Below are 3,692 nucleotides of genomic sequence, written 5' to 3' on the forward strand. Positions count from 1 at the left end.
ACCGAGGTCCACGGATTTGCAATCCGCTGCATAGCCACTCTGCCAAGGCGCCTTTATCAACATAAAAATATATTGAAGTGTTTTAAGAGGACCACTCTTTGTTCAACACTCTACTCAAAGTAGAAACTAGATAGATGGTGCCCTGGGCCGGACTTGAACCGGCACAGCGCGAACGCCGAGGGATTTTAAATCCCTTGTGTCTACCAATTCCACCACCAGGGCAACGCAATCATGCGATGCTGATTACCGAAGAGTAAAACACCATCTCTCTGCGACCTAAGCCGTGAGAACGAGGTGTACTTTAACGGATAGAAAAAATTCGTCAACAGTAAATTTTATCTTTCAATTCAAGTGATTAATTATCGAACTCAAACGAATGAATTTAGTGCAGCTTGTACGGTTCTTATTCGTAGACTTTGAGTTTGAGTTGGAATTCAAAGGCCGAATTCCCATTTTCAGACTCACAAAATACTGTCAATTCCATTGAATTAGAGAAACACGACTTAGTTTTCATGTGCTTTTCACATTCAAAGGCTAGAGTTTTAAGTAACGACTATTACGAAATGACAACGTGAAGCCACTAAAACGATACCAATATGAACGCTACGCTGTGCTCTGCAACCTCGCCTACCCTAGAGTTTTTAAACAAACTCGTTACGGTTTTGACCCTAATGGACAGCGCATCATAAAGAATCAGTTTGGCAAAACCATGATTCGAGTCTTATGGAGCAGCGACAAAGATGAAGTCGTCGTGGTTATCAAGGGGTCACACAGCGTTTCTGACTGGCTACTCACTTTTGCTCTATGGACAAGAAGCTGTAAAAGGATTGGGCTGAACTATCGTGTACATGCCGGGTTCTACCATCTCATGTTTCAAGGAAGCCAACCAAGCCGTAATGAAGATAAACTGGGACAAACTGTCATTGAACGCTTGGAAACCACTTTAATTCCTCTATTGGAACAAGGCAAAAGAATATCGATTACTGGCCACTCTTCTGGTGGCTCTATTGGTTGTGTATTCGCTGATTACTTGGACCAAAAACACCCAGGTTGTATTAAACGAATCGTCACGTTTGGACAGCCCGCGGTCGGTGATTGGAGTTTCAAAAAGAACTACCGCTTGAGCAAGAAAACCTACCGTATCTGTTGCGAAATCGATATTGTCACCTTCATGCCGCCCGTACCGCTGTTGTATTGGCATGTAGGCAAAGTACTTTGGCTCTATAACGGCAGGATTTACGAAAACACACCGACGTTAATACGCCTCGGGCGATCAATATTCAGTTGGTTAATCCGGCCTTTCTCTTATCACCTAATGAGTAAGTATATTCGTAACAAAGACTTCTTTGACAAACATTGAGCATGCTCTATAAATAAAAAAGAGCACACGCTTTAACAGCCAGTGCTCTTTCTAGTTTCTAATTGATCTTTGTGCTTAAGCTAATATTAGCCTGAACTTAAAGCTTGAATCGTGACAGCTCTTGTTTCAAGTCACTCGCTAAATGACTTAGCTGATCGGCTTGTGAAACCGCATCGGTCGCATCAACTGCCATCACATCACTCACTTCACGAACAGATTCGGTATTCGCATTGATTTCAGCGGTAACCAGTGACTGCTCTTCAGCAGCAGAAGCTATCTGAGTTGCCATATCGCTGATCATCTGAATTGCCTCACGTATTTGAGCCAAGCTCTCTCCCGCCATATCCACGTCATGTACGCTTGTTTTCGCCATATCGTGGCTTTGTGTCATCACTTTAACGGCACCACTAGTCGCTTGTTGTAAGCGCTTGATCTTGTCTTCGATCTCTTCTGTTGAAGCATGAGTTCGTTGTGAAAGCACTCGAACCTCATCGGCAACCACTGCAAAGCCTCGACCTTGTTCGCCTGCCCTTGCTGCTTCAATTGCCGCATTGAGTGCAAGTAAGTTAGTTTGCTCCGCTATTTCGCGAATCGTCGCCAAGATAGACGCGATTTGTTGACCATGCTCTTCAAGCTCGCTGATGATAGACACAGCGCTTGTTAGCTCTGTTGCAAGCTCATTGATCGATGATTGGCTTTTAGCCATCTGTTGGAAGCCTTGTTCGCTCAACTCAACAGAGTGAGTCGCACTTTTGGCCGTACTATCAGCATTCGTAGCAATTTCTGCTGTTGCTGTCGCCATTTCTGTCACAGCTGTTGCAACCATTGTGATCTCGTCTTGCTGTCTGCTGACGCTATCGCTGCGTTTTAATGCGCTGCTGTTGGCGTGTTCAGCTCCGTTATTCATTGCCGTCGAAACATCAGTCACGTTTTTCATCATTGCATGAAGTCTATCTACGAACACATTAAACTTGTCGGCAAGTTGCCCTACTTCATCTTTACTCGACACTTGAAGGCGCTGTGTTAAATCACCTTCCCCTTCCGCAATATCAGCTAATGCTTCACTCACTCGACCCAGTTCAACTAATTGACGAGCCACAAACCATGAGGTTGCTGCAGCCATAACGATCAATACAATCAAACCTGTGGTGATTTGGCTAATCAACATATCGAACAACGGCTGCTCTAGTACGTCTTTATCCATTTCAATCACAAGTAGCCAGTCGGTGCCTTTAATAGGCTCAGCCATGATGACGCGCTCATCACCATCAACTTGTGTAAAAATTGTCGTTAAGTTTTGTGCAGCACTGTTTAATCCAGAAACACTTAATTCAGGTGCTATCTCTTTGACTTGCTTAAGGATGAAATCTTTATTCTTATGAGCAACGACCGTGCCTTGCTTATCAATTAGGATCGCTCGTCCATTACCTGGAACCTGAATAGCCAACACATCTTCAATTAGCTTGTCTAACGCAAGGTTAGATGCCACAACACCTATGATCGATCCATTCTCGGTCACAGGATCGGTCAATGTCACCACTAAGGTTTGCATGGTTACACTCACGTAAGGCTTGGTTGTTACTGCGCGGTTCTCAGCTAAGGTTTGTTTATACCAACCTCGAACTCTTGGGTCATACCCCGCTTTATTCAATGAAGGATCATGACGGAACATCTCACCTTCTTTGTTACCGTAATAACTCAATCCAAACCCACCAGATACCAAGGTTTGACGTAAATGAGGAACGATATCTATTGAAGGGTTAAGCTGTACTTGTTGTTTAAGCCCATGTACTGCTTGTTTCTTATCGTAAAACCAGTCACTGATGCCCTTTGCATGAGCTTGAAGTGTATTACGACTTTCACTTTCTATAGCTTGCCAGCTGTTTGTTTGAAAAGTCTTATAACCCATGAAAAGAAGAATGGCAGATGTAACAGCAATCGCCAAAACTACAGAGAAAACCATTTTTCTCTTTAGACTAAATTGCATATTTAAGAACCTCTTATAGAATAATTAAAGAAATATAAAGAGGGACACTATCACTCATACACATGTTTTAATTAGAGTTATCCCATAAAACAATGAAACAAATTGAGCATTATGGTTAATTGTGACTTTGATTTATTTAGCGGTCTATCAACAAAGGTTCAACTTAGGATTCCACCAAAACGGCGTTGGGCTTAGCAAATATCAAAGGGAGAAATGAAGAGGTAAGGACGAAGAAACAAGAAGCAAAGTGCCAGAAACGAAAAAACCAACCACTAGGGCTGGTTTTTCTGAATGATGGAGGCGCCTCCCGGAGTCGAACCGAGGTCCACGGATTTGCAATCCGCT

3 protein-coding genes and 1 tRNA gene are annotated in these 3,692 nt (G+C 43.2%); 1 reads left to right on the forward strand and 3 read right to left on the reverse strand.

Annotated elements, in window-relative coordinates:
* Positions 1-135 precede the first annotated feature (135 nt).
* Positions 136-222: transfer RNA gene (locus tag AB6D07_RS22675), tRNA-Leu, on the reverse strand.
* 349 nt (positions 223-571) lie between these two features.
* Between AB6D07_RS22675 and AB6D07_RS22680 the strand changes: the two genes are divergently transcribed.
* Positions 572-1,360, forward strand: coding sequence for a lipase family protein (locus AB6D07_RS22680; protein WP_017101843.1), 789 nt, complete (start codon positions 572-574; stop codon positions 1,358-1,360).
* Positions 1,361-1,457: 97 nt separating this feature from the next.
* Here AB6D07_RS22680 and AB6D07_RS22685 read toward each other — a convergent pair whose 3' ends face one another.
* Both AB6D07_RS22685 and AB6D07_RS22690 read right to left on the reverse strand, forming a co-directional pair.
* Positions 1,458-3,323 carry a methyl-accepting chemotaxis protein gene (locus AB6D07_RS22685; protein WP_017077332.1) on the reverse strand — a complete coding sequence of 622 codons (1,866 nt, stop codon included), beginning with the start codon at positions 3,321-3,323 and terminating at the stop codon, positions 1,458-1,460.
* Between the two features lie 187 nt (positions 3,324-3,510).
* Positions 3,511-3,692, reverse strand: a 182-nt coding sequence (locus AB6D07_RS22690) for a hypothetical protein (RefSeq protein ID WP_372033040.1), incomplete at its 5' end; no start/stop codon positions are given.

Origin of the sequence: Vibrio sp. 10N.239.312.C11 (genome assembly GCF_041466065.1) — a bacterium.
Lineage (GTDB): Bacteria > Pseudomonadota > Gammaproteobacteria > Enterobacterales > Vibrionaceae > Vibrio > Vibrio tasmaniensis_A.